The organism is Streptomyces sp. NPDC002566, assembly GCF_042889585.1.
In the GTDB taxonomy this organism is placed as follows: domain Bacteria; phylum Actinomycetota; class Actinomycetes; order Streptomycetales; family Streptomycetaceae; genus Streptomyces.
Genome location: NZ_JBIARD010000003.1, coordinates 682,778 through 705,964, shown reverse-complemented (window position 1 = coordinate 705,964; position 23,187 = coordinate 682,778). Strand labels below are relative to the sequence as shown.

Here is a 23,187-nt window from a genome sequence, read left to right as displayed (position 1 = left end):
GGACATCGTGGAGCAGAGCTGTGGGAAGTGGCCGAGGTTTCTCAAATTCGGTCAACGAGACGTGTCCGTGCGTGTGTGAAGCCAGACTGTGCGGGGTGTGGATATCGACGGGCCAGCTGGGCCTCGGGATCGCCGTGCTCGGATACGTCTGCTGGAAGGCGGAGCGACGCGTCCGCCGGCGCAGGCGTGGGAGCGTGCAGGCGGCGTACGAGGAGCTCGCCGCGGTTCCCGCCGGCCGTGACGTACGTCTGATGGCCGGTTCCCTGGTGCACGTTGTCGCAGGAGTGTCTCTCGTGTGGCTGGGGCGCGACCTGTCTGGGCCGGCGCTTGCCGCGCTCGGCCTGGCCCTGGGGCTGGTCGGCTGGCCGGAGGCGGCGTGCGGCGTGGCGGTCGCGGGCGTCCTCCTGGGTTCCGGCCCGGAGCCACTGGCCTGGGCCGCGCTGCCCGTGCTGGTCGGCTACGGGATACGCCTGTCGCATCTTCTGCCGGAGCGGTGGCGATCCCCTGAGGCGGCACTCGTCCGGATCTCCCGCTTCGGCCCGTACATCCGGCCGCTGTTGCCGGTCGACCGCTTCTGGGCCGGTGCCATGCTGCTCACCGTCATTGCGCCGATGGTCGCCGTGGCCGGGCAGGACCGTGGCGGCCTGGTCCTCGTGGCGTGCGCCGCGGCGCTCGCCACACAGATGACGCTGCTCGACAAGGCCGTGGAGCACGAGCATCGCTGGGGGGTTCGCAGCCACCGGATCATCATGACGTTCGGCAACGCGGTGGCGGCACTGTCGGCGGCCGGACCTGCGGGCGGCTGGTTCGTCTCCCGGTGGTCGCAGAGCGGGCTTCTCACGGGCTGGCTCGGCGGCGCGCTGATCTGCGGGGTCGTGTCCGTAGCCCGCCTGGTCCGGCCCGGGCGGCTGCGGGCCATGACTGTCCTTTGGCTGTTCCCGTTCTGGGCGGTCGCGGTGTTCCACCCCGCGCCGGGAACGGCGGTCGCTCTGCTGCCGCTGTTGCTGGCCGAGACGGCCGTCGTGTGCTGCGTCGACCGGCCGGCGCCGGGCCGGATCGTCGACCGTTTCACGGCGTTCATGATCCAGGAGGAGTCGGAGCGTCGGATGAGCTTCCTGGGCCCGTGGCTGTACGACGGGTTTCTGCGCTCGCCCGGTACGACGGATTTCCGGCTCGTGCGACGGTATCTCGGTATGGCCGTCCACGCGGCGCGCGGCGGTTTCGTGCCGGGCCAGAGCTCGATCGTCAACAAGGACCCGGTGCTGAGACAGCCGCTGACCGGTCTGGCGGCGCTGCGCTGGACCGCGCTGGCCACCCAGGCGCTCACGCTGGTGGACGAGGAAGTCACTCCCCGTGTCCCCGCGGAAACGCGGCAATCGCTGGCGCGGGCCCGGTCGACGGTGGAGGCCGAACTCGTCCTTGCGAAGGCGCTGGTGCTGACCTTTGCCGAGGCATGGGACGACGCCTTGCGTGGGTGGCGTGAGGCCACCCTCCGCTACAAGGCGCTCGGTCTGCGCGCGGAGGAGGCCGCGTGCCGTGCCGCGACGGCCGATGTGCTGGAGCGCGGGCTCGGGCGTTGCGAGGACGCTCGGCGGGAACGCGCGCGCATCCCGTCCGATCTGCCGGAGCCCGCCTGGGACTCACTGGACGACCGGGTCCGCGACGGCCTCAGCGCCCTGTCAGCTGACCGGCAGCACCAAACGGACCGGTCCCGCGTCGAGGCCGCGTGACAACGCGTCGAGATCGGTGGAGGGCACGGCGACGATGAGGGAGTTCTTGGCCGGCACTTCCAGCGCGATCAGTCCGCCGAAGGTACCTTTCGGGGTCCGGAGGCTCACGGCCTGCCCGCGACGCACACGTTGGGCGTCGACCGACACCGTCAGAGCCAGCCGGCCTGCCAGCGCCGTCCCGAGCGGGGGGCCGAGCTCGGACGGCCGCAGCGACGCGCCCTTCCCCACCGGTTTGACGGTGTAGCGCCCGCTGAGCCGTCCCGCTCGCTCACCTTTCAGGTCGGCCGGAGCCAGTACATGGAACGCTGGAAGATCACGCGTCGCGTGGATCTCCTCGTCGGTCCCCCGTTGCGGCCCCATGCCCGCCGCGGCCACTCCGGCGAGGGTGATCGCGGCCGCCAGCAGCGATCGAACCGGTCTCGCCCGTCCTGCAAGCGCCGCGCTTGGCGCGACGGGTCTGGCCTCGGGATCGGGACCGGACGGGGCAGGTGGGCCGGAAGGGAGCCCGGCGGGATCCGGGTCCGGCGGCGAGGCGGTTGCCGGATCGGCCGGGACGGGTACCAGGTCGCCCGGGGTGGGTTCGGACGAAGACTCAGGGGGTGTCGGGTAGCGGAGGGCCGAGATCCGGTCGTAATCGGGAGCGCCTCGGTACCAGAGCTTGGTGAGCTGCTCCCATTGGGCGCGTTCCTGGGCAGGGCTGGTGGGCAGGCGCAGCCGCATCGCCTCGATCAGCAGGAACCGGTGTACGTCGAAGGCGGCACGGATGAGCTGGGCGTAGGGCCCGGCGGCCCGGACCGCCGCGCGATAGCCGAGGACCGCGACCAGGGCGCCGCCCCAGACGCAGCACGCGGCCCCGGCACCCGGCAGGACCAGAACGGCCAGCGTCCCGCCCGCGACAGTGAACGCCGCGCCCAGGAAGCTGACCATCACCCCCGTCTGCATGGCCGTCGCGGCCTGGGCGAACGACACGAGGAAAGGATCCGGCAGAACGGTGTAGAGCCGCGGCCACACGGTCATCGCGTCCAGCCCGTACCGGTCGCCGTGCTCCTCGGCGGCGCGCAGTACGTTGCCGAGCCGGGTCGGCAGGGTCCGCCGTGCCGTGCGCGGATATGTGAGGAACAGCTCCGGGTTTCCCGCGCGGGCACGCTGCGCGGCGAGATGACGGGCGAGCAGTGCCGCACGCAGCGGACGCAGCACGCGCAGATCCGGCCAGTGGCCCGCGTAGCAGTGGACCAGGCCGGGGCGCGCGACGGTAAGGAGCTGCCCCGCCAGCACGGTGACCAGCACAAGCCCGAGAACGACGAGAATCCGGGTCTCCCCGGCGAGCCCGTTCCACCGGGTCAGCGCCCTTCCCCAACCCACCCCCGCTGCGGCGACCGTGGCCAGCGCGGCGAGGAACGCCGTCAACGGCATCCACACCGATGTGAGCTGCCGCCGGTCGAGAAAAGCGATGACGCCGTCGATGAGCCCGCCCATCCGTCATCCCGTCCGGGAATCGACGAGCAGATGACCCGGATCACCAGGACACGGAACCTCGGAAATCGGGAACTCGTCCACTTCGGCGACGGTTCCGCAGACCTGGCACCTGACCCGGACGAGCCCGACCGGCGCCACGGGTGCCCCGTACAGCTGCCAATCACCGTCCAGGACTGTGCCGATGGCGTCGCCGTCCGCCTCCAGGGCCCGCAAGAGCTCGGCCTTGATCAGCGAGGCGTCCAGCAGACCGATCAGTCGTTCCTCCTCGACGATGAGCACGGCCGGCAGGCCGTCGTTGATCAGTTCGAGTACGCCGGGCAGCGCGGAGAGTCCGCTGACGGGGGTGTCAGGACTGATCTCGACAGCGATGCCGTAGCCGGCGGGACCCACCACCCAGCGGGGACGTCCCGCGTCGTCGAGCACGACGACTGTCTCGTCCGCGCTGCCGGGGGCCTGCTCCACCGTCGTCGTCCTGCAGTCGGTGGCCATGAGCTCCGCCGCGGTCCTCATGCCGTTCCTTTCCTAGTGCCAGTCGCCGATGAGCACGAAAGCGGCCCAGTAGTACGGATGGGCGTAGACAGGACGGTCGAGGTTCGGCGACGCCTGGCCGTCGTGCAGCAACGCCCGCTGCCTGATCGTCTGTGCGTTCCTCCGTGCGGTGGGCTCGTGGATCGTCTTGAGAGCTGTTTCACAGGCGGCGACTGCCCCGGCGAAGTCGGCGGCCATCAGGCGGATCCGGGCCTCGGCGACCCGGAGCCGGGCCGCAGCCCGGCTGGTCACCAGCGGCGCTACCGACGCGAGGTAGGACAGAACATCTCCCGCGGTTGTCACCCGGAGCCGGTCCTGGGCTGAGCGGAGCGCGTCGATGGCGTGCTCGCCCGAAGCCAGACGCTCGTAGAAGTGACCGAACAGGATCGTGGTCGCCAGCTCGTCGACTGTCCAAAGGCTGACCAGGACGGCGGGTGCACCCGCATGCAGCACCGAGCGGACGAGGCCGAGCAGCTCGTCGCCCGGCCGGACCGCAGCGACGCCTGTTCGGCACGCCGCCAGCACGACAAGGGTCCCGGACAGCTTGAGCTTGAGGAAACGCTCGGCCGTGAACAACCCGTCGGCGAGTATCACGCCCGAGCGCATCGGAGCGGTCGCGTCGAAGACACCGTGCGCGCTGACGTGGAGGATGTCGGCCGAGCTGACTTGGCGGACCAGCGCGCCGCTGACGGCGTCCTTGCCGGTAAGGGTCTCGGTCTTGAACAGGCCGGTGAGCAGTTCCGCCTGCGCGGGACCGACCGTCAGCTCGGGCCCGCCGGGCGGGTCGGCGACGACCAGGGCCCGCCGCCGCCCGCCGCCCCGGTTGTTCCGGCAGTGCCGCAGTACTGAGGCGCTCGGTGCGTAGGCGACGGAATGCCCTGCCAGCCCGGAGCCGACAGCGTGCAGCGGGACCCGGTGCAGGGCGTCGTGCGGGACCAGCCAGACCCGGTCGCCCGGGGCCAGCCGGTCGGCGACCGGCTCAACCAGGTCGGCGAGCAGGGGATCGGCCAGCAGCTCCGTGGCCCGCTCCAGCGCCTCTGCCCGCCGGGGCGCCGACTCGAGTGTCCCGGTGAGCTCAGCCACAAGAGCCCGCACCTGGGCCAGCGTGTGCGGCACGGTCACCAGTTCGGGTTCCGAATCGTCAGGACCAGCGATCATGATGACGGCCTGACTGTCGGTCAGGAAGTACTCCGCCAAGAGCATCCTGCCCCCTGCTTCGGTCACGTCCGTGCCCCCCACGTCGTTCACTCGACGGAACGCGCGCACCCGACCGCGGAACGCGTCTCCCCATCATTCCGACGCTCGGCCCGTCATGCGGGCACTTCTCCGGATCAACAGGTCTCGTGAAGACGGGAGCGCAGGCGAGGAGCACGAAATCGCCGGCTCGGCGTTTGTACCGAACCCGTGCACAGCGGGTCGCAGCGCACAGCTTCGGGCCAGCAGATCCCACTCGGGACGCGTTGGGGACGCACTCGCGGGTTCAACGGCGCTATGCCGATCCCTAGTTGAGTCCGCGGGGGATCGTGCGTTGCCCGCAGGACACCGCCGACCGACGCTACTTCCCCGCCCGCCTCCCGGGCGTCCGCTCGTCCCGTGCCGACGAGTGCCGGGCCGTGTACGGATCGGCCGGCAGGCCGACGGGCGCCTCCCGTTCCAGGTCCCGTTTGGCGACGAGCAGCTCCTTCCGGTCGGCCTCCGGCAGCTGCGGGTACTGCGGGTCGATGTCCATCAGGGTGTGCACGAGGATCGCCGCCGTGCAGAGCCGCGCGAACCACTTCCGGTCCGCCGGGACCACGTACCAGGGCGCCCACTGCGTACTCGTGGCCGACAGCATCTTGGAGAACGCCCTCTGGTAGTCGTCCCAGTGCCGGCGCTCCCGGATGTCGGCGGCGGAGAACTTCCAGTTCTTCTCCGGCAGGTCGATCCGCTTGAGGAAGCGGACGCGCTGCTCCTCCTTCGACAGGTTCAGGAGGATCTTCACCACCTTGAACCCGCTGTCCTCGAGATGACGTTCCCAGTCGTTGATCTCCCGGTACCGCCGCTTCCACACGCCCGGTCCGCGTGCGCTCTCGGGCAGTCTCTGCCGGGCGAGGAGTTCGGGGTGGACGCGTACGACGAGCACCTCCTCGTAGTGGGAGCGGTTGAAGATGGCGATCTCGCCGCGCGCGGGAAGCCGTTGCGCGTAACGCCACAGGTAGTCGTGGCCCAGCTCCTCGTCGGAGGGCACCTTGAAGCTGCTCACTCGCACGCCCTGCGGATTGACGCCGCTCATCACATGGCGGATCGTCCCGTCCTTGCCACCGGCGTCGAGCGCCTGCAGGCACAGCAGCACGCCGTACGTGTTCTGGGCCGCCAGCCGTTCCTGGTACTCCGCCAGCAGGTCCACCCCGGTCCTGAGCAGTCCGGCCGCATCCCGCTTCTTCAGGCCGGCCTTGTGGCGGGGGTCGAAGTCACGGTCCAGCCGAACCTTCGACCCCGGGGTCACCCTCAACGCCTCGATGAAGCCCGCGATGCGTTCGGCTCTGTCGTCCGACATCACCCATCAGTTCCTCTCCCGTCGTCGTCACAAGCAGGCGGCGTGCCGCCGGAGACCGAACCGGAGGCCCCGCGGGCCCGGCGATCGACCGGAATCGGGATGCGGGCCCTGACCTTCGCCCGGCGGAAAGAGCCGTATGCGGTTCCGGCCGCGGGCTCGACGGCCGCCCCGTCGACCGCGCACCGAGCAGGCGGGACTCCGCCGCGCCGCCCTGTCGCGGACGGCCGGGGCCTCCTGCCCCGAGCCGGATGCCGGCGGATCCGGCGGATAGACCGGCCCGGTGTTTCCGCCCGGCCGGGGGAGCGGCTGCCGGCGTCGCCCGACGCCGGCACGAAGACCTCCGGACCGCACGCGTCACCCGCTCAGGTGCTGTCGTCGGCGAACGGCTGCTTCCCCTCATTCTCGGGTCGACCGAACAAGATCGCCTCCTCGGAATGCCGGAGCATGCGAGCGCCGGTGGCCGACGGCACGTGGCCGCCGGACCTGGGGCATGCGACTCGAGCCGGCCGTGCTGCTGCCGCTGCCGTCGAGGGGGGTGCCGGTGCCGCGATTGACGATCCGGTAGCGGGTGCCGCCGGGGCTGGAGGCGACGTCGCCCCCGCCGTGGCGGTTGTGTGGCAGTCGTCCGGAGTTCCGGATCGGCCCTCTGCCCGGATGCCGGGACCTCTACTCGTCCCCGCGCACACCCAGCAGGGAGAGGAACGCTGCGGCCGCCGGGGGTGGGGTGGAGTGGCTCCAGATGAGGCGTTCCACCCGGATCGGGCCGTCGGTGATCGGTACGCAGTGCAGGCCGTGCAGTTCGGGGGTGAAGGTCGCGGGCAGCAGGGCGATGCCCAGGCCGTGGCGGACCATCCGGACCATCAGCTCGACGCCGGACACCTCGAACGCGACCTCGCGCCGCAGGCCCGCCGCCGCGAACGCCCGGTCCGACTGGGCACGGGCGGCGCTGCCGTCGGCGAAGTCCACGAACACCTCGTCGGCGAGGAGGCGCAGGTCCACCTCGTCGTGCGAGGCCAGCGGGTGGTCCGGGGCGACCACCGCGACATGCCGGCCCTGGCCGAGTTCCCTGTCGTGGACGCCCCGTGGGACGAACCCGGGCTGTACGCCGAGGAACGCCGCGTCCAGTGCGCCTTCGCGTACCTGCTCGACGAGTCGCTCGCTGGAGCCCGCCCGAAGACTGAACCGGACGTGCGGGTAGCGCCGGCGGTAGTTCCGGATCACATCCGGCAGGTCGACGGCCGCCACGGTGGGGATCGACCCGACGGTCAGCCTGCCGCGTATCTCGCCGGTGGCCGCCGCCACCTCCGCCCGGGCCCGCTCGGCCGCCTCCAGGGCCTGGCGGGCGGCGGGCAGGAACGCCTCCCCGGCGGGGGTCAGCCGCACCCGGCGGCTGGTCCGCTCGAACAGCCTGGCCCCCAACTCCTTTTCCAGCCGGGCCACTTGGTGGCTGAGCGCGGACTGGACGACGTGGCACCGCTCGGCGGCGCGGGTGAAGTTGGCGGTCTCCGCCACCGCGAGGACGTAGCGCATCTGCTGGAGATCCATGGATCCATCGTGGAACGCGATGAATCGCATGACAAACATGCGTTGGACTCATGGATGCCTGCCCGGGGATGCTCGAAGCAGGAGGCGCCGCCCGAGCCCGGCGGCGACCGGACCCCCTGAGGAGACCCCCATGCGCGTGATCGCCTTCGACCATCTCGTCCTCAACGTCGCGGACATCGAGCGCTCGCTCGCCTTCTACACCGGCCCTCTCGGCCTGGAGCCGGTGCGGGTGGATGAGTGGCGGGACGGCAAGGCCCCGTTCCCGTCCGTGCGGGTGAGCCCCACGACGATCATCGACCTGGTCGAGGCGCCGGCCGGGCAGGCGGAGGGCCTCAACGTCGATCACATCTGCCTGGTCGTCGAGCCGCTCGACTGGCAGGACGTCATCGACTCCGGCGTCTTCACCGTGCTCGACGGCCCCGGCAAGCGCTTCGGCGCCCGGGGCACCGCGATCTCCCTCTACGTCCAGGACCCGGACGGCAACACCGTCGAACTGCGCTGGTACCCGCCGGAGGCCTGAAAGGCGGACACGACAGGCCTCGCTCTGGCGCCCGCCCCGGTCCTCTGCCACCCTTGAGGCCGAATCGGTCGGTGTGCGGGGGGATGCCTGTGCCGAACGGACCCACGTGCACCGCGCGTGATCTCGACAACGCCGCTCTGGAACTTCTGCGTGCCGCCCGAGACGCGCGCAAAGCCCGCCGCGACGAGCCGACGCGGGTCGAGTCCGGCCGGCGTCCTCCGCAAAGAGGCCGGCGGCGCATCGTCGTGAAGCGTGCGCGGGGCCGGCTGGAGGAGGCCGTCGAAGGCCTCATGCGCTGCCTCGGCTCCCCGCCGAGCAGTCAGCCCCGTCAGACCGGTCCGTCCAGTCCGCCCGATCCGTCCAGTCCGTCCAGTCCGTCCGGCGCCGCCGACGACCGCACGGTGGCCGAGGAAGGCCCGGATCGCGACCGCCTGATTGACGACTGCGTGCGCCTGGCCGTCCGCCTGCGCTCCGGCGTGTGGCGGTTCGCATATCCCGAGGGCGACCCCGGCCCACTCCGAGACGCCGGAGAGCCCCTGGCGTCGGACGAGGACCTCCCCGCCGCCCGTCACGAGCTGAAGGCCTGGGGCTATACAGGCCATCACTTGGAGAATCTCGCCCTGCACGTGGTGGCCGGGCACGGCGTTCCCGGCCTCGGCGCACTGACCGGCATGCTGGCCGAAGGCGTCCTCAAGAGCCGGCAGGAAGAGGTCGACTCCCTGCTGGCGACTGTCCGTCGAGGATTCGGATGGGCGGCCCCCGCTCGCCTGGACGGAGATGTCGGCTCTCCTCGCCCCGGCCTTCCGCGTACGGGGAAGCCGATCCTGGGGCGTCCCGGCGACCTCGGCACCTGAGCGGAGGCGAGGGCGCAGGGTGGCGTCTGGTGGCTGACCAGGTCGTCGTCCCCGTTTCGTCGGCGGCAAGGTGCCCCTTTTACATCGTGCGCGGGCGCGTGAGGTGAGGTCTGGGGCCGCGGGGGGCGGGTAGACGGGTCGCGGATGAGGAGGTCTCGTGAATCTGGCACGGGGATCGGGCGACGACAGCGGCAGCCTGCTCTGGGGGCTGGCCGCCATCGCGCTCTACGCGCTGATCAGTTACGGCTTGGACTACCGGGCACGCGCCCGGCGCGGCTCCCGGCATCCGGCGCGCGACGCGCTGCACGACCTCAAGGACCGCGAGGAGCCGCAGTCGCCGCGGCACCGGCTCGTCAGCCGCGTGATCATGATCGGCGGAGGGGTGCTCACCGGCCTCGTCGCCTACACGACCAGCGGGACCCTGAGGGCCGTGGCGGCCGGGCTGACCGCCGTGGTGGCGGTGACGGCGTGGGCATACTACGACCACCGCACGGAGATACGCGACTCGGCCGGGTGAGGACAGCGGCGGCAACGGCGGTTCCCGTCAGCGCAGTCGGCGGGCGCCGCCGTACGCCCCTCAGTCGCCGGGGCCCGGGTCGGGATGCACGGCCTCGGCGATCCCGGCGCGGGCCGCCTCCAGTTGGGCGGCGAACGCGATGCCGAGGAACAGGGCCACACCCGTCAGGTTGGCCCACAGCAGCAGTGCGACGAAGGCCGTCAGCGGCCCGTACACCGCGCCGAACGCCCCGCTCTCCGCGACGTACAGCGCCAGCAGCCAGGTGGCCGCGACCCAGAGCACCAGATGCACCGCCGAGCCGAACGCCAGCCACGTGTAACCGGGTTGGTCCCGGCGCGGGGCCCAGCGGAAGATCACCGCGGAGCCGACCCAGGCGAGCAGCACACCGAGCGGGACCCTCAGCGCACCCCACCAGTCGAGGTGGGAACGCGACAGCCGGAGCGCCTCGACGACCGCGTTCCCGACGGCGTCCCCCGCGACGAGGACCAGGAAACCGGCGACCGTCGGCATGCCCGCGGCCAGTGAAAGCAGCAGGGAGCGGCCGTACTTGGCGAGGAGCGGACGGTCGCGCTCGATGCCGTAGATACGGTTCGCGCCCCGCTCCACCTGCCCCATCGCCGAGGCCAGGTTCAGCAGGGCGAAGCCCAGCCCCAGCCACATCGCGACGGCGCTGCCGACGCCCGAGCCGGCGCTGTGCGCGGCGGTGCCGAGCGCCTCCTCGACCAGCCGGGAGCTCGCGCCCGGGACGATCCGGCCGAGGGTGAGTTCGACGATCCGGCCCACGCTCTCGGTGTGCGCGGCGGTCGCCACGCCGACCAGCGCGATGGTGAACGGCACCATGCCCAGGACCACTTGGAACGCGAGCGAGCGGGAGCTGCTGAAGCCGTCGGCGTAACGGAAGCGAGCGAACGCGTCCAGCAGCAGCCGGCGGCCGCCGTAGCGCCGGAGGGCGGTGAGCGCCTCGTCACCGGAGAGTTCCTCCCCGATCATGTCCCGCGTCTGCGGGACATGCACAACGGTCCCCATACCGCCCCCGTCCGGTTCCTAGAACGGCATGCGGCCGCGCGCGCGGCGACCGGCCGACCCGCTGCGGCTCACCGCGCGGGAGCTGCTGTGGAACGGCTTGCTGAACAGTTTGCCCAGGACACCCGGCGCCTTGCCGCCGGCGCGCGCGCCGAGGCCGAGGGAGCGCTGCGTGCCGCGCTCGGGGTGGCGCGACAGGCGCGGGACGAGGAAGGCCAGCACGGCCAGGACCACACAGACGCCGATGACGACGGCGACCACCATGAGTCGGCTCCTTCGTACGAGGGGATTGCACGGTCACCGACACGTGTGCCCCGTCTCCTCGCACCTAAGGACCCCTGAGGACCTCTAAGGACCCCTAAGGACTCCGGCCGCCTGGAAGAACTCGGGGTGCCGCTCCCGTCCGCGTCACACCGTGTCGCGGAGCGCGCCCCAGGTCTCGCGGCCCACGACGCCGTCGGCCTCCAGTCCCCGGTCGCCCTGGAAGCCGCGCACCGCGCTCTCCGTGCCGGGGCCGAAGACGCCGTCCGTGCCGTCGCCGCCGACGTCGTAGCCGCGCCGGATGAGCATGCACTGCACTTGGACCACGCGTTTGCCGCTGTCCCCCCGGCCGGTGCGCTTCTTGCCCGCGTAGTGGGTGCAGTCGGAGATCCAGGGCGGAGCCGTCGGCCCGGGGGCGGTGCTGCTCGGGGAGGGCTCGGCGGAGCCGCTCGGCTCGGCGGAAGCGCCCGGCCGGCCGGCAGGGGCGGAGGGATCCGCAGGGCGGTCGTCGCCGGCGGGGACGGAGCTCACGGGCGGCGCGGCGCCGGGCCCAGCGGGGCCGCCCGCGTTCCCGCGGGCCGCGCCCTCGGCGGACACCCCGGGCGACGGAACGGCCCGCGGAGAGGCGGGGGCCTTGTCGACGACGGTCCCGGAGGAACCGGAGGAATCGGAGGAGCGTGAGGAGGCGGACGGGCCCGATCCCGGGCGATGGGCGGTGGTGGAGGCGTCCTGGCGGGTGAGGACGAAGGCTCCCGTGGCCACGACGCACAGCGTGACGCCGACGGCCGTGGCCAGTAACGGCTTCCGCCGTGTCCAGGCGGGGGCGCCCGCCGGGCGTAAGCGGGGCGCGGGCGCGGCGGGCGTCTGTGCCCGCGGTGCGTCCTGCCGGGCGGCTTCCCGGTCCTCCGGTACGGCCGGTGTGCTCGCCGGCGTCACCGTCGCGGCGGCGGTGGCGGGAGCCGTCCGGTGGAGGCCGGTCCGCCGTTCGGCGGCGAGGCGGTGCAGCGTCTCGTAGGCGCGCTGCCGGGCGAGCACCCGGCCGGCCAGCGGCTCGGGCCAGTCCGGCGCACCGGTGTGCGCTGCGGCCGCCTCGACCAGTTGCCGCGGAGTGGGGCGCCGCTCGGGCTCCTTGGCCAGGCACGCGGTCAGCAGCGCGCCGAGCGCCGCGTCCGCCGAGGCGATGGCGCCGATCAGCTTCGGGTCCGGCTCCTCGAACGCCACCCGGTGCATCACGTCGACGCCCGTGCCGTCGCCGAACGGGGCGTGCCCGGCCGCCGCGTAGACCAGGGTCCCGGCCAGGGAGAACACGTCCGACGCGGTGTCCGACCGGCCCGTCCTGAGGTGTTCCGGGGACATGTAGGCGGGGGTGCCCACCCGGTTGCCCGTGCCGGTGATCGAACTCGCGTCCACGGCCCTGGAGATGCCGAAGTCGATCACATGCGCGCCGCGGACGGACAGCAGCACGTTGGACGGTTTCAGATCCCGGTGCACGATCCCGGCGGCGGCGAGGTCGGCGAGCGCGCGCCCCAGCTCGGCGGTCAGCCGCCAGACCGTCGCAGGGGCGAGGGCGCCGTGCTCGCGCACGACGTCCGCGAGGTCGGGCCCGGGGACGTACTCGGTGGCCATCCACAACAGTTCGTCGCGGAAACCCGTGCCGCACAGCCTCGGCGTGTGCGGGGTGCGCAGCCGTGCGTGCACCGAGGCCTCGCGCTCGAACCGGCGCCGGAACCTGACGTCCTCGGCGTACTCCGGCCTGATCACCTTCACGGCCACCAGGCCGGGGCTGTCGTCCAGGGGACGGGCCAGATAGACCCGTCCCATGCCGCCGCTGCCGAGCAGGGCCAGCGGAACGAAGGGGCCCACCTCGGCGGGGTCGCCGACGCGCAGGGGGGAGGCGCCGGTCTCTCGCAGGGCGGCGGCCTCGACCGTCGCCGGTTCCGGCGGCGCCGGCCGTCGTTCTGACACGGAACCCCCGAAGTGACCCGAAGTGATGTGCGCCGTACGCCAGTTCGCTCTGAAGGTGACGAGGCTAACCCAGCGCCGGCGCCGGCGTCAGCCGCCCACGTACCAGCTGAATCCGCCGTTGCTGGCGGCGACGGCCAGCAGCACCAGCCAGAGGACCACGTCGACGACGCCCAGGACGATGCCGGCCTTCGCCATCCCGGCGCCGTTGCGCGTGCCGGCCTGCCGCATGGCGACCGAGCCGAAGACGATGGCCAGCGGGCCCAGGACGATGTTGAGCAGGAACAGGCCGACGATGCCGCAGCACAGGCTCGCGATCGCCATGCCGTTGGTGCGCGATCCGGAGGACGCGGTGGAGGAACTTCCGTAACTCGACATTGCATACTCCCGATTGACGGTGGCGCGGCCCGAACCGGCCGCGCTGTATTTACTTTTCGCTGACGCTCCGAATGCCCCTTTGGTGCCGGGCCATGTCAACGCACCGTCAGATCACGTGCTTTGGTCGAGCGCTGGAGCCGCGCGCCCTCCGGGAGCGCGGGTGCGGCTACTTGCCGACGGGCTTGCCGCCTCCCCACGCCCAGGCGAGCCGGTCGGCGCCGGACTGGTTGGTGGTCTCCAGCCAGGGGCGCGACGGGGGGCCGACCAGCTTCTGGATCGAGTAGATGTCGTCGGTGCGCAGGCCCGGCCAGTAGACGGAGCCCATCTTCAGCTCGCGGAAGGTGTCGGTGACGGCCTGGATGAAGTTGACGTAATTGTCGTCCGGGGTGGCCTTGTTGTAGTTCAGGCCGGTGGTCATCGGGGCCCCGAACTCGTCCGCGACCGTGCGGTTCGCGCAGTCGCCGATGCGCACCTTGAGGTCGGCCACCCACTGGTCGTAGGTGGCGTAGTCCTTCCAGAAGCCGTAGTGGTGCAGCGACAGGTAGGTGCCCTTGAGGCGCGGGTCGGCGCAGACGGTGGTGACGTGGTCGTTGTAGCCGGCGCCGCTGACGAACACCCGGTTGCGCGGCACGGACTTGTAGGTGTCGAGCCACTTCGCGGCGATGTCCGCCCACTGGGCGTCGGTGTAGCCGTGCGGCTCGTTCATCGGCTCGAAGTAGACGCGATTGTCGTCCTTGTACTCCTTGACGACGGTCTTCCACATCGGCCAGTACGTCGCCTCGTCGTCGATGAAGCCGTCCTTGCGGGGGCCGGTGCCCTCCCAGTAGGACACGATCACCTTGAAGCCCTGGTCGGACGCCGCGTCGATGACACCGCGGTACGACTTCCAGTACGCGCCGTTCACCGTGTACGGGTTGATCGGCAGCCGCACGGTGTTGGCGCCCAGGTTGGCGCGGAACGCGGCGATGACGCGGGTCGCCTTGGCGTAGGTCTGACGGTAGGTGTCGGTCGTCGACAGGCCGGAGAGCTGGAGCAGGTCGTCGGCGAAGTTGTCCCGGGGGTCGGCCCAGTTGACGCCCTTGAACTGGGTGGTGTCCTGGGCGGGCCGGGCGGCGGCGGAGGCGGGCGCGCCGGCGAGCACGCTGCCGCCGACCGCGGCCAGGGCGACGGCGACGAGGGCGGCTCTGGTACGCGGAGCGCGGGAGGGGGCGGCGGGGGTGGGGGTGGGACGAACCGCGGGGGGAGTGCGCATCAGCTGGGCCTTCCGGGAGCTGGGGCTGGGGGAGGGGGAGGGGGAGGGGGAGGGGGAGGGGGGCGTATTCGGGAGCGGGGAGAGCGGGCGGATCTGGAGCCGAGGGGCACGGAGTGGGGGAAGCTGGCCGTGGGGGAGCGGACAGATCCGGCATGTTTACGTGAACATTGCGATGCGGGGGCCGGATGTTTACGTAAACATCGCGGCGCCGGAATCGTGGCACCCGCCCGGGTGATCGTCAAGGTTTCCCGCACGTAACATCCGCCCCGGCAGTGTCCGGCGCGGGAGTGCCAGAATGGACCCGCCGATTTGTCGATCCATCGATCCACCCGGGGTTTCTCGTGTCGAAGTCCGTGGCCCGCGAGCCGTTGCGGAGCAACGCGCGGTCCAACCGGGCGCGCATTCTCGCCACCGCCCGCCGGGAGCTCGGCCGCGATCCGGACGTCACCCTGGAAGAACTCGCGAAGGCCGCCGGCGTCGTACGGCGGACCCTGTTCGGGCACTTCCCCGGGCGGGCCGCGCTGCTGGAGGCGCTCGCGGAGGAGGCCGCCGAGACCCTGCGGAGCACGGTGGCGGCGGCGTCACGGCCGACCGAGCCCGCCGACCGGGCGCTGGCGTACTTCGCGTTCTCGATGTGGCCGGTGGGCGACCGCTACCGGATGCTCCTGGCGCTCGCCCGGCGCGACCTGGGCGCGGAGCGGGTGGCGGAGATCCTCGCGGTGGCCCGCGACGAGGTCACCGCCGTCCTGGAGCGCGGCCAGCGGGACGGCGTCTTCCCGGCGCACCTCCCGGCACCCGTGCTGAGCGCGGGCCTGGAGGCGATGAGCGTCGCCCTGCTGGAGCAGGTCAACACGGGCGCCTGGGAGGACGACGGCACCCGCCTCGCGGTGGCGACGCTGGTGGCGGCGGGGGTGCCGGAGGAGCGGGCGGCGAGGGTGGTGGCGGAGGTCGTCTCCGCGTAGCACGAGGGCGGGCGCTGCCGGTTGATGTGACGCCGGGTGCCCTTGCCGGGCGGGGCCCTTGTCGGGCGGGTCCCTGCGCCGGCGGTTCCCTGACCTTCCTGGCGCACCCCCTGAGGCGTCACCCCCCCCACGCACCGGCGCACCCTCTGAGGCGTCACCCCCCCCACGCACCGGCGCACCCCCTGAGGCGTCACCCCCCCCACGCACCGGCGCACGCCCTGAGGCGTCACCGCCTTCCACGCACCTGCACACGCCCTGAGGCGTCACCGCCTTCCACGCACCGGCGCACGCCCCCCGCCCGGTGTCCATCACTCCTGCCCACCCGACACCCGACACCCGACACCCGACACCCGACACCCGACACCCGACACCCGACACCCGACACCCGACACCCGTCTCCACCTCCTCTTCTCCCATCTCCGCTCGCGCGGCGGGGTGTTGAGACCCCCAGGTGTCACCGTCGCCTCGCCCGGCCGTCCGTTGTCGAGCGGGGTGTCCGGGGCCGGGTGGGGCACACGGGTCATGGCCACGGAAGCTCGAGTCGGCCTTATTTGCACATGAGTGAGCAAGAACCTAAGCTGCACACCGATGGGCAATTAACTCGTTCGCTAGGAGCACCTCATGCCCTCCCTCGCCGGCACACCCGAAGAGAAGACGACCCACCCGTACCCCCGCCGCTGGTGGGCCCTGCTCGTGCTCTGCCTGAGCCTGCTGATCGTGGTCATGGCGAACACCTCGCTGATCGTGGCCGCCCCCGCGATGACCGCCGACCTGGGCCTGAGCAGCAGCGACCTGCAGTGGGTCATCGACGGCTACACCGTCCCGTACGCCGCGCTGATGCTGGTGCTGGGGGCGATCGGCGACAAGTACAGCCGCCGGGGCGCGCTGGTCACGGGGCTCGTGCTGTTCGCCGGCGGGTCGGTCATGGGCAGCCTGGTGGACCGCACGGAGCTGGTCATAGCGGCCCGCGCCGTCATGGGCGTCGGCGCGGCCGTGGTGATGCCGGCGACGCTGTCCCTGCTCGTGGCGATCTTCCCCCGCGAGGAGCGGGCCAGGGCCATCACCGCCTGGACGGCGACCTCCGGTCTCGCCATCGCCGTGGGACCGCTCGTCGCGGGCTGGCTGCTGAAGGACCACGCCTGGGGATCGACCTTCCTGATCAACGTGCCGATCGCCGTGGTCGCCGTGCTGGGCGCGCTGACGCTGGTCCCGCCGTCCAAGGCGGCCGGCATGGGCCGTATCGACTATGTCGGCGGCCTGCTGTCCATCGTCTCCGTCGGCTCCCTCGTCTACGCGACCATCGAGGGCCCGCACTTCGGCTGGGGCGTCGGCCCGGTCACCGCCGCGGTCGTCGCCGGCGTGGGTCTCGCGGCCTTCGTGGCCTGGGAGTTGCGCCACCCGCGGCCCATGCTGGACGTGCGCAGGTTCGCACAGCGTCCCTTCAGCGGCTCGATGCTCGCCGTGCTGTTCTTCTTCTTCGGCACCTTCGGCGCGATCTACTACTCGACGCAGTTCCTGCAGTTCGTCCTCGGCTACGACGCCCTGGAGACCGGCGTCCGGCTGCTGCCGCTGGCCGGTGCTGTCTTCGCCGGAGCCGTCGCCACCGGGCGGCTGACGCCGAAGCTGGGTGTGAAGGCGATGGTCGGCTCCGGCATGGTCATCGGCACCGTCGGCGTCCTGCTGCTCACCCGGATCGACACGGGCTCCGCGTACACCGACTTCCTGGCGCCGATGCTGCTGCTGGGCTTCGCCATCGGGCTGAGCGTGTCCCCGGCGACGGACACCATCATGGGCTCCTTCCCGGAGAGCGAACTCGGCGTCGGCGGCGGCGCGAACGACACCGCGCTGGAACTCGGCGGCTCGCTCGGCATCGCCGTACTGGGCTCGCTGCTCGGCACGGCCTACCGGGACGAACTGACCGACCTCGTCGGAGGCAGGCTCCCGGCGGCGGCGCTGCAGGCGGCGCAGGACTCGGTCGGCGGCGGTCTCGCGGTCGCCCAGAGGATCGCCCAGGACCCCTCCGGCGGCCCCCGCCAGGCCCAGGCCCTCGCGGACGCCGTCCACCAGGCCTTCGCCCACGGCGTCGCCCAGACCAGCCTGATCGGCGGCGTCATCATGGCCGCCGGCACCCTGATCGTCCTGGCCGTACTGCCCGGCCACCGCGCAACGGCCGCGGCTCGCCCGGCACCGGACGCGAGTGAAACCACCGGCGAGGCCGCCGCAGACAACGTGGATCCCGCGAACCGGGCCGAGCCGAACGAGGCCGAGACGACCCCGGCCGGGTCGACGCGGCGGCGCTAGGTATATCGACTACCAGCGTTGGAGGAAAGACCTCCGTGGCCATGTGCTGCGGCGGAAGTTCGGTGCCGAATTGCAGCCCAGGGCCGCTACTGGGCGAAAAAGGGACGGTTCGCCGGCGGGGCAAGGGCGGCGGTCTTATCCACTTGGGCGGCAGGAACGGTTCGCTCACCTTCGGCTGGCCGACGTCTTTGCCCGTGCCGACCCTGTCGGGGAACACGGCAACGTACCCCCGAGGTCAATCAAGGCGTGGACTTGCGCCTTACCGCCACTGCGATCGCGTTCACGACAAGGAGGAGCCGACTGGTCGGGGCCGGGACGTGCGGGGCCAGATGTACTCGTGGTCGGTGGGGTCAGAGGAAGGCGAGCGGGACGTCCTTCTCTACGCACAGCCGCAGGACGTCGGCCAGTTGGCGGGCGTCCTCCATGTGCTGCTGGAGGAGCTGGTCGCTGTCCTCGCCTGCCCACTGGTCGGTGATCGCCTCCAGCCGTTTCAGAATCGATGCGCACTCGGCAGGCGAGAGGTCGTCACCGCCGTCATCCGGTGGAAGCTGGTGACGGACGCAGCCGAGGTGGCCCGTCGATCGTGAGCTGCCCGCTATCGGCCGCTATCAGGCTTCGATGCGAAGCCACGTGTCGCCAGCGCGAAGCCATAGAAGACCGTCGCGACCCTGACCGCAGCGCATGACCACCCGTCCGGGCACTCGAATCTTGCGTCGCTCGGTCACACCCCAGGTATCACTATCCAGCTCGGCTCGCACCACTTCGGTTGACCGCTGGTTGTGAACGCGCTTGGTCAAGACCGCTCGATGGTCGCGCACGGCGAACCCGTCCGGGTCACGTACGGGGCTGGGCCAACTGGTCACCTCACCGGTCGACGGGGTGATCCGCGTCAAGAACGTGCCTCCCCGCCGACTGCCGGAATACCAGACCAGCCAGACCCGGTCCTCCTCGGTGGCAGCGGTGCATCCCTCCAAAGGCACGTCAGGAAGGCGACCTCCCGGAGCCCAGGTTGCCCGACCATCGGCACTCCAGCCGGCAAGACCGGCTGCAGACTCCGGATGCCCTCCGTAGATGCCTTCGTCTCCGTAAGCCGTCCAGATCGATCCCCCGCGATCGGTCACCAGAGCAGGGATGTCGTCGCCGATGCAGAAGGTGGCCTCTTGGTCACCACTTTCCAGCGAGAACACCACGGCGTTCGGGCTCCAAGCTCCCGACTCCTCCTTGCCCGCTCGACCGCCTGCGACGAGAAGTCGGGCCTCCGGGAGGAGAGCGATGTGGCTCGGCCTGACCGGGACGTCCTTGATCGGTCGCCGTTGAAGCGACCCGTCAGCCTGGCGAATCACGAGCACCGCATCGAATGGGACCTGCGGGCCCCAGCCCACCCACCCCTTCACGTAACGGCTTCGGTGTAGGAACTGCCGATGGACGAGCAGAACAGCCAGCTCCCCCGTCGGGCCAACGGTCCACCACAGAGGGCGTCGTCCCGCCCAGAGTTCCGCTACGGACGGCTTCCAGACCCTCTGCGCGTCGACCGTCGACACCACATCCCCCCTGCTTTCGGCTGCAGCACCCGAACGTGAGCGCTGACGAGAGGAGTCTATTGATGCCAGAACAAGGCACCGCCCCTGCGTCGTTCGACTGTCCCGCGGTGATCTCACGCACGCTATTCCGTACAGTCGAATATCCGAACCTGCCGATAGTCACGCTCACCGGCGGCGACCGGCACGATGTCACCCAGCCCCTGCCCTTGTTGGACGCGGTCCCATCCATTCGGGGTTCTGCGGGGACGCCCTCGCCGCAAGCCTCGGCGACTGTACGCGGACCGGGCCTACGACTTCGACAAGTACCGCCGGCTGCTGTGGAAGCGTGGCATCAAACCCGTGATCGCCCGACGCGGTGTCGCCCACGGCTCCGGACGGGGCAAGGTCCGGTGGGTGGTCGAGCGTACCTTCGCCTGGCTCCACCAGTTCAAACGACTCTGCGCCCGCTACGAGCGACGCGCCGACCTCCATCAAGGCATGCTCGAACTCGTCTGCGGGATCATCTGCCTCCGACGGCTTCTGAAGGCGGTCGACGTGCAGCAGTAGGCTCCTGACGCGTGACCTCTTCTCCTCACGGCGTACCTGCGCCACTCCGCCATGGGCCCAGCCCGGAGACCAGGCAAGAGGCGGACGACGACGCGTTGATCAAAGCTCTGCAGGCTCGCGCATGGGATCCGGGCCTGCGATTCGACCGCGCGGACGTCCCTGTCGCGTGGATCATCGAGCGTTATGGCAAGCCCCGATTGGAGCGGATACGAGACGACATAGTTTCGTATGGCAGTGACGGGACGGTTGAGCTCAAGGCCGAGACGGAGGAGGCGACCGACTACTACGCCGACGCCCCTCGTGGGCCGCTGTTCCCTCCGATCTCCCTGTCAGACGTCGAGAAGGCAGAGCACAGAATCGGACGCCGTCTTCCCGAGCTGCTTCGGCGCCTCTACACCGAGGTCGCCGACGGAGGATTCGGACCCGATGGCGGGCTTGCCTCCCTGACCGACGGCAACCGGACCCCAGGGCACGTGCGCGACTGGCCGTGCGCGGCCGGCGTCCATGAACGCAACCTGTCAGAGGGCATGCCGCCATCGTGGCTCTTTCTCACCTACGGCGGCTGCACGATGGAATGGCATGTCTCATTGAGCGCAGTCGACAACCCAGTGCTTCTCTACGACACCGACGGTTACACCTTCGGGGAAGGCCCTCATGACGGCCTTCGCCATGCGACCGCCTCACTACGGAAATGGCTGTGGACCTGGGCTGACGGCGGTGACGTCTGGGATGAAGTCCTGTGACTGCTCTTACGAGCAGGCGTAATGCCGCATCCCACGTCCAGCTCATTCTGAAACGGTCAGTTAGGGAACTCTGGCGAGGCATACGAGGAGGTGGCACATCTCCGTACGACGGGATTCGCGCAGGAGATGAGAGGCATGCCATGAGCTATCGACCAGGGCTGGCGATGCGACGTGCCGGGCGTTCGGCGGGCGTGGCGGTCGTGCTGCTTGCGGTGCTTTCGGCGTGCGGGCCTGGATTCGAGGAACCGACGAGCACCACTTCGATCTCCCCGGATCAGGCGGGCACGCCGTCCGTCAACCTCTTGCGAAAGTACGGCGTTTCCTTGCCGGGAGAGGCAACCTCGGTTCACTACCGAGAGGTTGTGCCGCGATCAGGCGGGACACTGTATGTGCGGATGCGTCTGCCGGACGAGGCCGCCAGGGGGTGGATGACGGATTTGGGCGGAAGCGCCTCGGATCTGACGAAAGGATGGAGCCCGGTCAGTTCCCATGAGTTGCGGGAATCCGGCTGGCACATCGAGAAGTCGGACGAAGTGTTCGGCGCTATGATCCCCATCCCGGAATCGGGGCCCGAAACCAGCAAGGATGTCCTCATCGTGGAGGACACGAGCGAAACTGCTTGGGTCTATCTGGTTGCGAACCTCTAGCGCGGAGTCTCACGCCGTCTAGTGCGACGATCCGGTCGGCGAGTTGGCCGGATCGCCCTTGACCTCAAGTTCAGTTGAGTTCCTACGGTCGGTCTTGTCGAACCGACTCCGACCGACGACAGGGATTCCGGCCATGGAGTACTCGCACAGCGATGCCGACCTGATCAAGCAGCCCATCGGCTACTGGAGTTGGGCGGCCTACAAGGCCGTCGTCGCCCGTACCCGGGCCGCCCTCGCCGGGATCGGTACCACCCAGCCGCAGTGGTGGGTTCTCGCCCAATTGGCGAGCGCCGACACCGTGAAGACCCGGGATGAAGTGTCCCGACTCCTTGGGAACTATCTCGACGTCGGCTCGGAAACCATGGAGTCGGAGATCGACACGATCATCGCCCAGGGCTGGATCACCGAGGACGCCGAGGGACGCCTGGGCCTCACGGCCGAGGGCAGGGCGCTCTACGACAAGGCCGCGGCCCTGCAGCGCGAGCTCTGGGCGGAACGGCATGCGGGTGTCTCCGACGAGGAGTACCTGATCACCCTCAAGGTGTTGCAGCGGTTCATCCACAACACGGGCGGCCGGGCTTGGCACCACTAGGTGTACGGAGCCGGCAGGCGTCCCGTCTGGTTCAGTCGGTTGCCAGTGGGGCCAGGGTCAAGGGGGCGATTCTGCCCTCCAGCATTGCGCCCAGGCCCTGGGCCGCGCAGATGTCGGGCTGTTCGGCGATGTGGACCGGCATTCCGGTGGCGCGGCGGAGCATCTGGTCGAAGCCGGGGAGCAGCGCCGAGCCGCCGACCATCATGATGCCGCGGTCCGCGAGGTCGGCGACCAGGTCCGGCGGGCATTCGCGGAGCACCCGGCCGATGCCGTCGAGGACCGCCGTCAGCGGCGTCTCGATCGCGTCCCGTACGGCCGCGGTGTCGACCTGGACGGTGCGGGCGAGTCCGGTGGCGACGTCGCGGCCGTGGATCTCCGTGCGGGCCGGTCCGTGCGCGGTGAGACCGTTGCCGGACAGGGCGAGCTGAAGCGGCCGTACGGACTGGCTCGGCAGCATCAACTCGTGTTCGTGCCGCAGGTGCTGGACGATCGCGTGGTCCACGGCCTCCCCGCCGACCGGGATCCGCTCGGCGGTGACGAGCGAGCCCAGGGAGAGGACCGCGACCTGCGTGGCGGCCGCCCCGCACACCATGATCATGGTGGCTTCCGGCTGCTCCACGGGCAGCCCGCAGCCGACGGCGGCGGCGATCAGTGTGTCCACCAGCTCCACCCGGCGGGCGCCGAGGCCGACGAGCGTCTCGACGGTCGCGCGCTGGGCGAGTGGGCCGGCGTCGTGCGGGGTGCAGGCGGCGGCCCGCAGGAAGGGCCTGCGGCGCAGTTGCCGGCGCAGCTTGTCGCCGATCAGGTGCCGCAGCATGCGCTGCGCCATCTCGATGTCGATGACCGTGCCGCCGGACACCGGGCGCACGACACGGATGTAGTGCGGGGTGCGGCCCGTCATCTTCTCGGCGAAATCCCCGACCGCGATCAGCGCGCCGGTGCGGGTGTTCACGGCCGCGGCGGACGGCTGGTCGACGACGAGCCCGGCCCCCTTCACCCACACTCGGGTGCGGGCCGCGCCCAGGTCGACTGCGAAGTGGCAGCGGCGCAAGTGCTCCAGACTGGCGGTCATGGCGGGTCCTCCCGAGAGCGCAGACCATGGCGGCCGCCGGGGCCGGCGGGCCTTCGTGCGTGGGCCGCCGGGCGGTGGCCTCCTACGCCATCGTGCGGGCGGGGGAGGACGTGCGCCCGCTGGAGGGGTCCGGGCGGGGTGCGGCCGAACGGGTGAAAACGGTCTTCAGTGCGCGGCGCGATCTGAGTGGGTATCAGGGAA

The 23,187-nt window shown here is 71.0% G+C and carries 22 protein-coding genes and 1 pseudogene; 11 read left to right on the top strand and 12 right to left on the bottom strand.

Features of this window, described 5'->3' with window-relative positions; all coding sequences use genetic code 11:
- The first annotated feature begins 251 nt into the window (after positions 1–251).
- The gene (locus ACFYXA_RS16000; RefSeq protein WP_389032949.1) at positions 252–1,730 is read left to right on the top strand and encodes a hypothetical protein; all 1,479 of its coding nucleotides are present in this window, start codon (positions 252–254) and stop codon (positions 1,728–1,730) included.
- On the opposite strand, the gene ACFYXA_RS15995 is transcribed toward ACFYXA_RS16000, so the two are convergent.
- The 5 genes from ACFYXA_RS15995 to ACFYXA_RS15975 all read right to left on the bottom strand — a co-directional run bounded on the left by ACFYXA_RS15995 (position 1,680) and on the right by ACFYXA_RS15975 (position 7,815).
- On the bottom strand, positions 1,680–3,206 hold the full coding sequence (locus ACFYXA_RS15995) for a hypothetical protein (protein WP_389032946.1): 1,527 nt from the start codon (positions 3,204–3,206) through the stop codon (positions 1,680–1,682). The two genes, ACFYXA_RS16000 and ACFYXA_RS15995, sit on opposite strands and share 51 nt — an antisense overlap.
- 3 nt (positions 3,207–3,209) lie before the next feature.
- Complete coding sequence (locus tag ACFYXA_RS15990; protein ID WP_389032943.1) at positions 3,210–3,716, bottom strand: hypothetical protein; 507 nt, start codon at positions 3,714–3,716, stop codon at positions 3,210–3,212.
- Between the two features lie 12 nt (positions 3,717–3,728).
- Positions 3,729–4,958: a CHAT domain-containing protein gene (locus tag ACFYXA_RS15985; protein WP_352245012.1), complete on the bottom strand. Its 1,230-nt coding sequence runs from the start codon at positions 4,956–4,958 to the stop codon at positions 3,729–3,731.
- A gap of 331 nt (positions 4,959–5,289) precedes the next feature.
- Entirely contained in the window at positions 5,290–6,270 is a 981-nt protein-coding gene (locus ACFYXA_RS15980; RefSeq protein WP_389032939.1) for a polyphosphate kinase 2 family protein, read from the bottom strand.
- A gap of 666 nt (positions 6,271–6,936) precedes the next feature.
- Positions 6,937–7,815, bottom strand: a complete 879-nt coding sequence (locus tag ACFYXA_RS15975) for a LysR family transcriptional regulator (protein WP_389032936.1) — start codon at positions 7,813–7,815, stop codon at positions 6,937–6,939.
- A gap of 130 nt (positions 7,816–7,945) precedes the next feature.
- On the opposite strand from ACFYXA_RS15975, the gene ACFYXA_RS15970 reads away from it, so the two are divergent.
- The 3 genes from ACFYXA_RS15970 to ACFYXA_RS15960 all read left to right on the top strand — a co-directional run bounded on the left by ACFYXA_RS15970 (position 7,946) and on the right by ACFYXA_RS15960 (position 9,706).
- A complete protein-coding gene (locus tag ACFYXA_RS15970; RefSeq protein ID WP_389032933.1) occupies positions 7,946–8,335 on the top strand; it encodes a VOC family protein in 390 nt (129 codons plus the stop codon).
- A 245-nt stretch (positions 8,336–8,580) separates the two neighbouring features.
- Positions 8,581–9,189, top strand: coding sequence for a hypothetical protein (locus tag ACFYXA_RS15965; protein WP_389032930.1), 609 nt, complete (start codon positions 8,581–8,583; stop codon positions 9,187–9,189).
- 157 nt (positions 9,190–9,346) lie between these two features.
- The gene (locus ACFYXA_RS15960; protein WP_352245007.1) at positions 9,347–9,706 is read left to right on the top strand and encodes a hypothetical protein; all 360 of its coding nucleotides are present in this window, start codon (positions 9,347–9,349) and stop codon (positions 9,704–9,706) included.
- Positions 9,707–9,766: 60 nt separating this feature from the next.
- Here the strand turns inward: ACFYXA_RS15960 and ACFYXA_RS15955 are convergent, their stop codons facing one another.
- The 5 genes from ACFYXA_RS15955 to ACFYXA_RS15935 form a co-directional block, all read right to left on the bottom strand.
- A complete protein-coding gene (locus tag ACFYXA_RS15955) occupies positions 9,767–10,732 on the bottom strand; it encodes a YihY/virulence factor BrkB family protein (protein WP_389032926.1) in 966 nt (321 codons plus the stop codon).
- Positions 10,733–10,750: 18 nt separating this feature from the next.
- A complete protein-coding gene (locus tag ACFYXA_RS15950; RefSeq protein WP_352245005.1) occupies positions 10,751–10,993 on the bottom strand; it encodes a DUF6411 family protein in 243 nt (80 codons plus the stop codon).
- A gap of 144 nt (positions 10,994–11,137) precedes the next feature.
- Complete coding sequence (locus tag ACFYXA_RS15945; protein WP_389032922.1) at positions 11,138–12,955, bottom strand: protein kinase; 1,818 nt, start codon at positions 12,953–12,955, stop codon at positions 11,138–11,140.
- A gap of 87 nt (positions 12,956–13,042) precedes the next feature.
- Complete coding sequence (locus ACFYXA_RS15940) at positions 13,043–13,330, bottom strand: DUF4190 domain-containing protein (protein ID WP_130436918.1); 288 nt, start codon at positions 13,328–13,330, stop codon at positions 13,043–13,045.
- A 166-nt stretch (positions 13,331–13,496) separates the two neighbouring features.
- Positions 13,497–14,582: a glycoside hydrolase family 5 protein gene (locus tag ACFYXA_RS15935; protein ID WP_389032918.1), complete on the bottom strand. Its 1,086-nt coding sequence runs from the start codon at positions 14,580–14,582 to the stop codon at positions 13,497–13,499.
- 341 nt (positions 14,583–14,923) lie between these two features.
- Here ACFYXA_RS15935 and ACFYXA_RS15930 point away from each other — a divergent pair, with 341 nt between their 5' ends.
- From ACFYXA_RS15930 to ACFYXA_RS15920, 3 genes are all read left to right on the top strand, one after another.
- Positions 14,924–15,544, top strand: coding sequence for a TetR/AcrR family transcriptional regulator (locus ACFYXA_RS15930; protein WP_389032915.1), 621 nt, complete (start codon positions 14,924–14,926; stop codon positions 15,542–15,544).
- A 621-nt stretch (positions 15,545–16,165) separates the two neighbouring features.
- On the top strand, positions 16,166–17,845 hold the full coding sequence (locus ACFYXA_RS15925) for an MFS transporter (RefSeq protein WP_389032912.1): 1,680 nt from the start codon (positions 16,166–16,168) through the stop codon (positions 17,843–17,845).
- 344 nt (positions 17,846–18,189) lie between these two features.
- Entirely contained in the window at positions 18,190–18,432 is a 243-nt protein-coding gene (locus ACFYXA_RS15920) for a hypothetical protein (protein ID WP_389032909.1), read from the top strand.
- Positions 18,433–18,453: 21 nt separating this feature from the next.
- Here ACFYXA_RS15920 and ACFYXA_RS15915 read toward each other — a convergent pair whose 3' ends face one another.
- The gene (locus tag ACFYXA_RS15915; RefSeq protein WP_389032906.1) at positions 18,454–19,035 is read right to left on the bottom strand and encodes a hypothetical protein; all 582 of its coding nucleotides are present in this window, start codon (positions 19,033–19,035) and stop codon (positions 18,454–18,456) included.
- Positions 19,036–19,544: 509 nt separating this feature from the next.
- Here ACFYXA_RS15915 and ACFYXA_RS15910 point away from each other — a divergent pair.
- The 4 genes and pseudogenes from ACFYXA_RS15910 to ACFYXA_RS15895 all read left to right on the top strand — a co-directional run.
- A pseudogene (locus tag ACFYXA_RS15910) lies at positions 19,545–19,932 on the top strand (transposase); the annotation flags it as partial.
- Between the two features lie 11 nt (positions 19,933–19,943).
- Positions 19,944–20,675: a hypothetical protein gene (locus ACFYXA_RS15905; RefSeq protein WP_389032903.1), complete on the top strand. Its 732-nt coding sequence runs from the start codon at positions 19,944–19,946 to the stop codon at positions 20,673–20,675.
- Between the two features lie 140 nt (positions 20,676–20,815).
- Complete coding sequence (locus tag ACFYXA_RS15900) at positions 20,816–21,322, top strand: hypothetical protein (protein ID WP_389032900.1); 507 nt, start codon at positions 20,816–20,818, stop codon at positions 21,320–21,322.
- A 133-nt stretch (positions 21,323–21,455) separates the two neighbouring features.
- The gene (locus ACFYXA_RS15895; protein WP_389032897.1) at positions 21,456–21,914 is read left to right on the top strand and encodes a MarR family winged helix-turn-helix transcriptional regulator; all 459 of its coding nucleotides are present in this window, start codon (positions 21,456–21,458) and stop codon (positions 21,912–21,914) included.
- A 31-nt stretch (positions 21,915–21,945) separates the two neighbouring features.
- On the opposite strand, the gene ACFYXA_RS15890 is transcribed toward ACFYXA_RS15895, so the two are convergent.
- Positions 21,946–22,986: a rod shape-determining protein gene (locus ACFYXA_RS15890; RefSeq protein WP_389032894.1), complete on the bottom strand. Its 1,041-nt coding sequence runs from the start codon at positions 22,984–22,986 to the stop codon at positions 21,946–21,948.
- Positions 22,987–23,187: the final 201 nt, after the last annotated feature.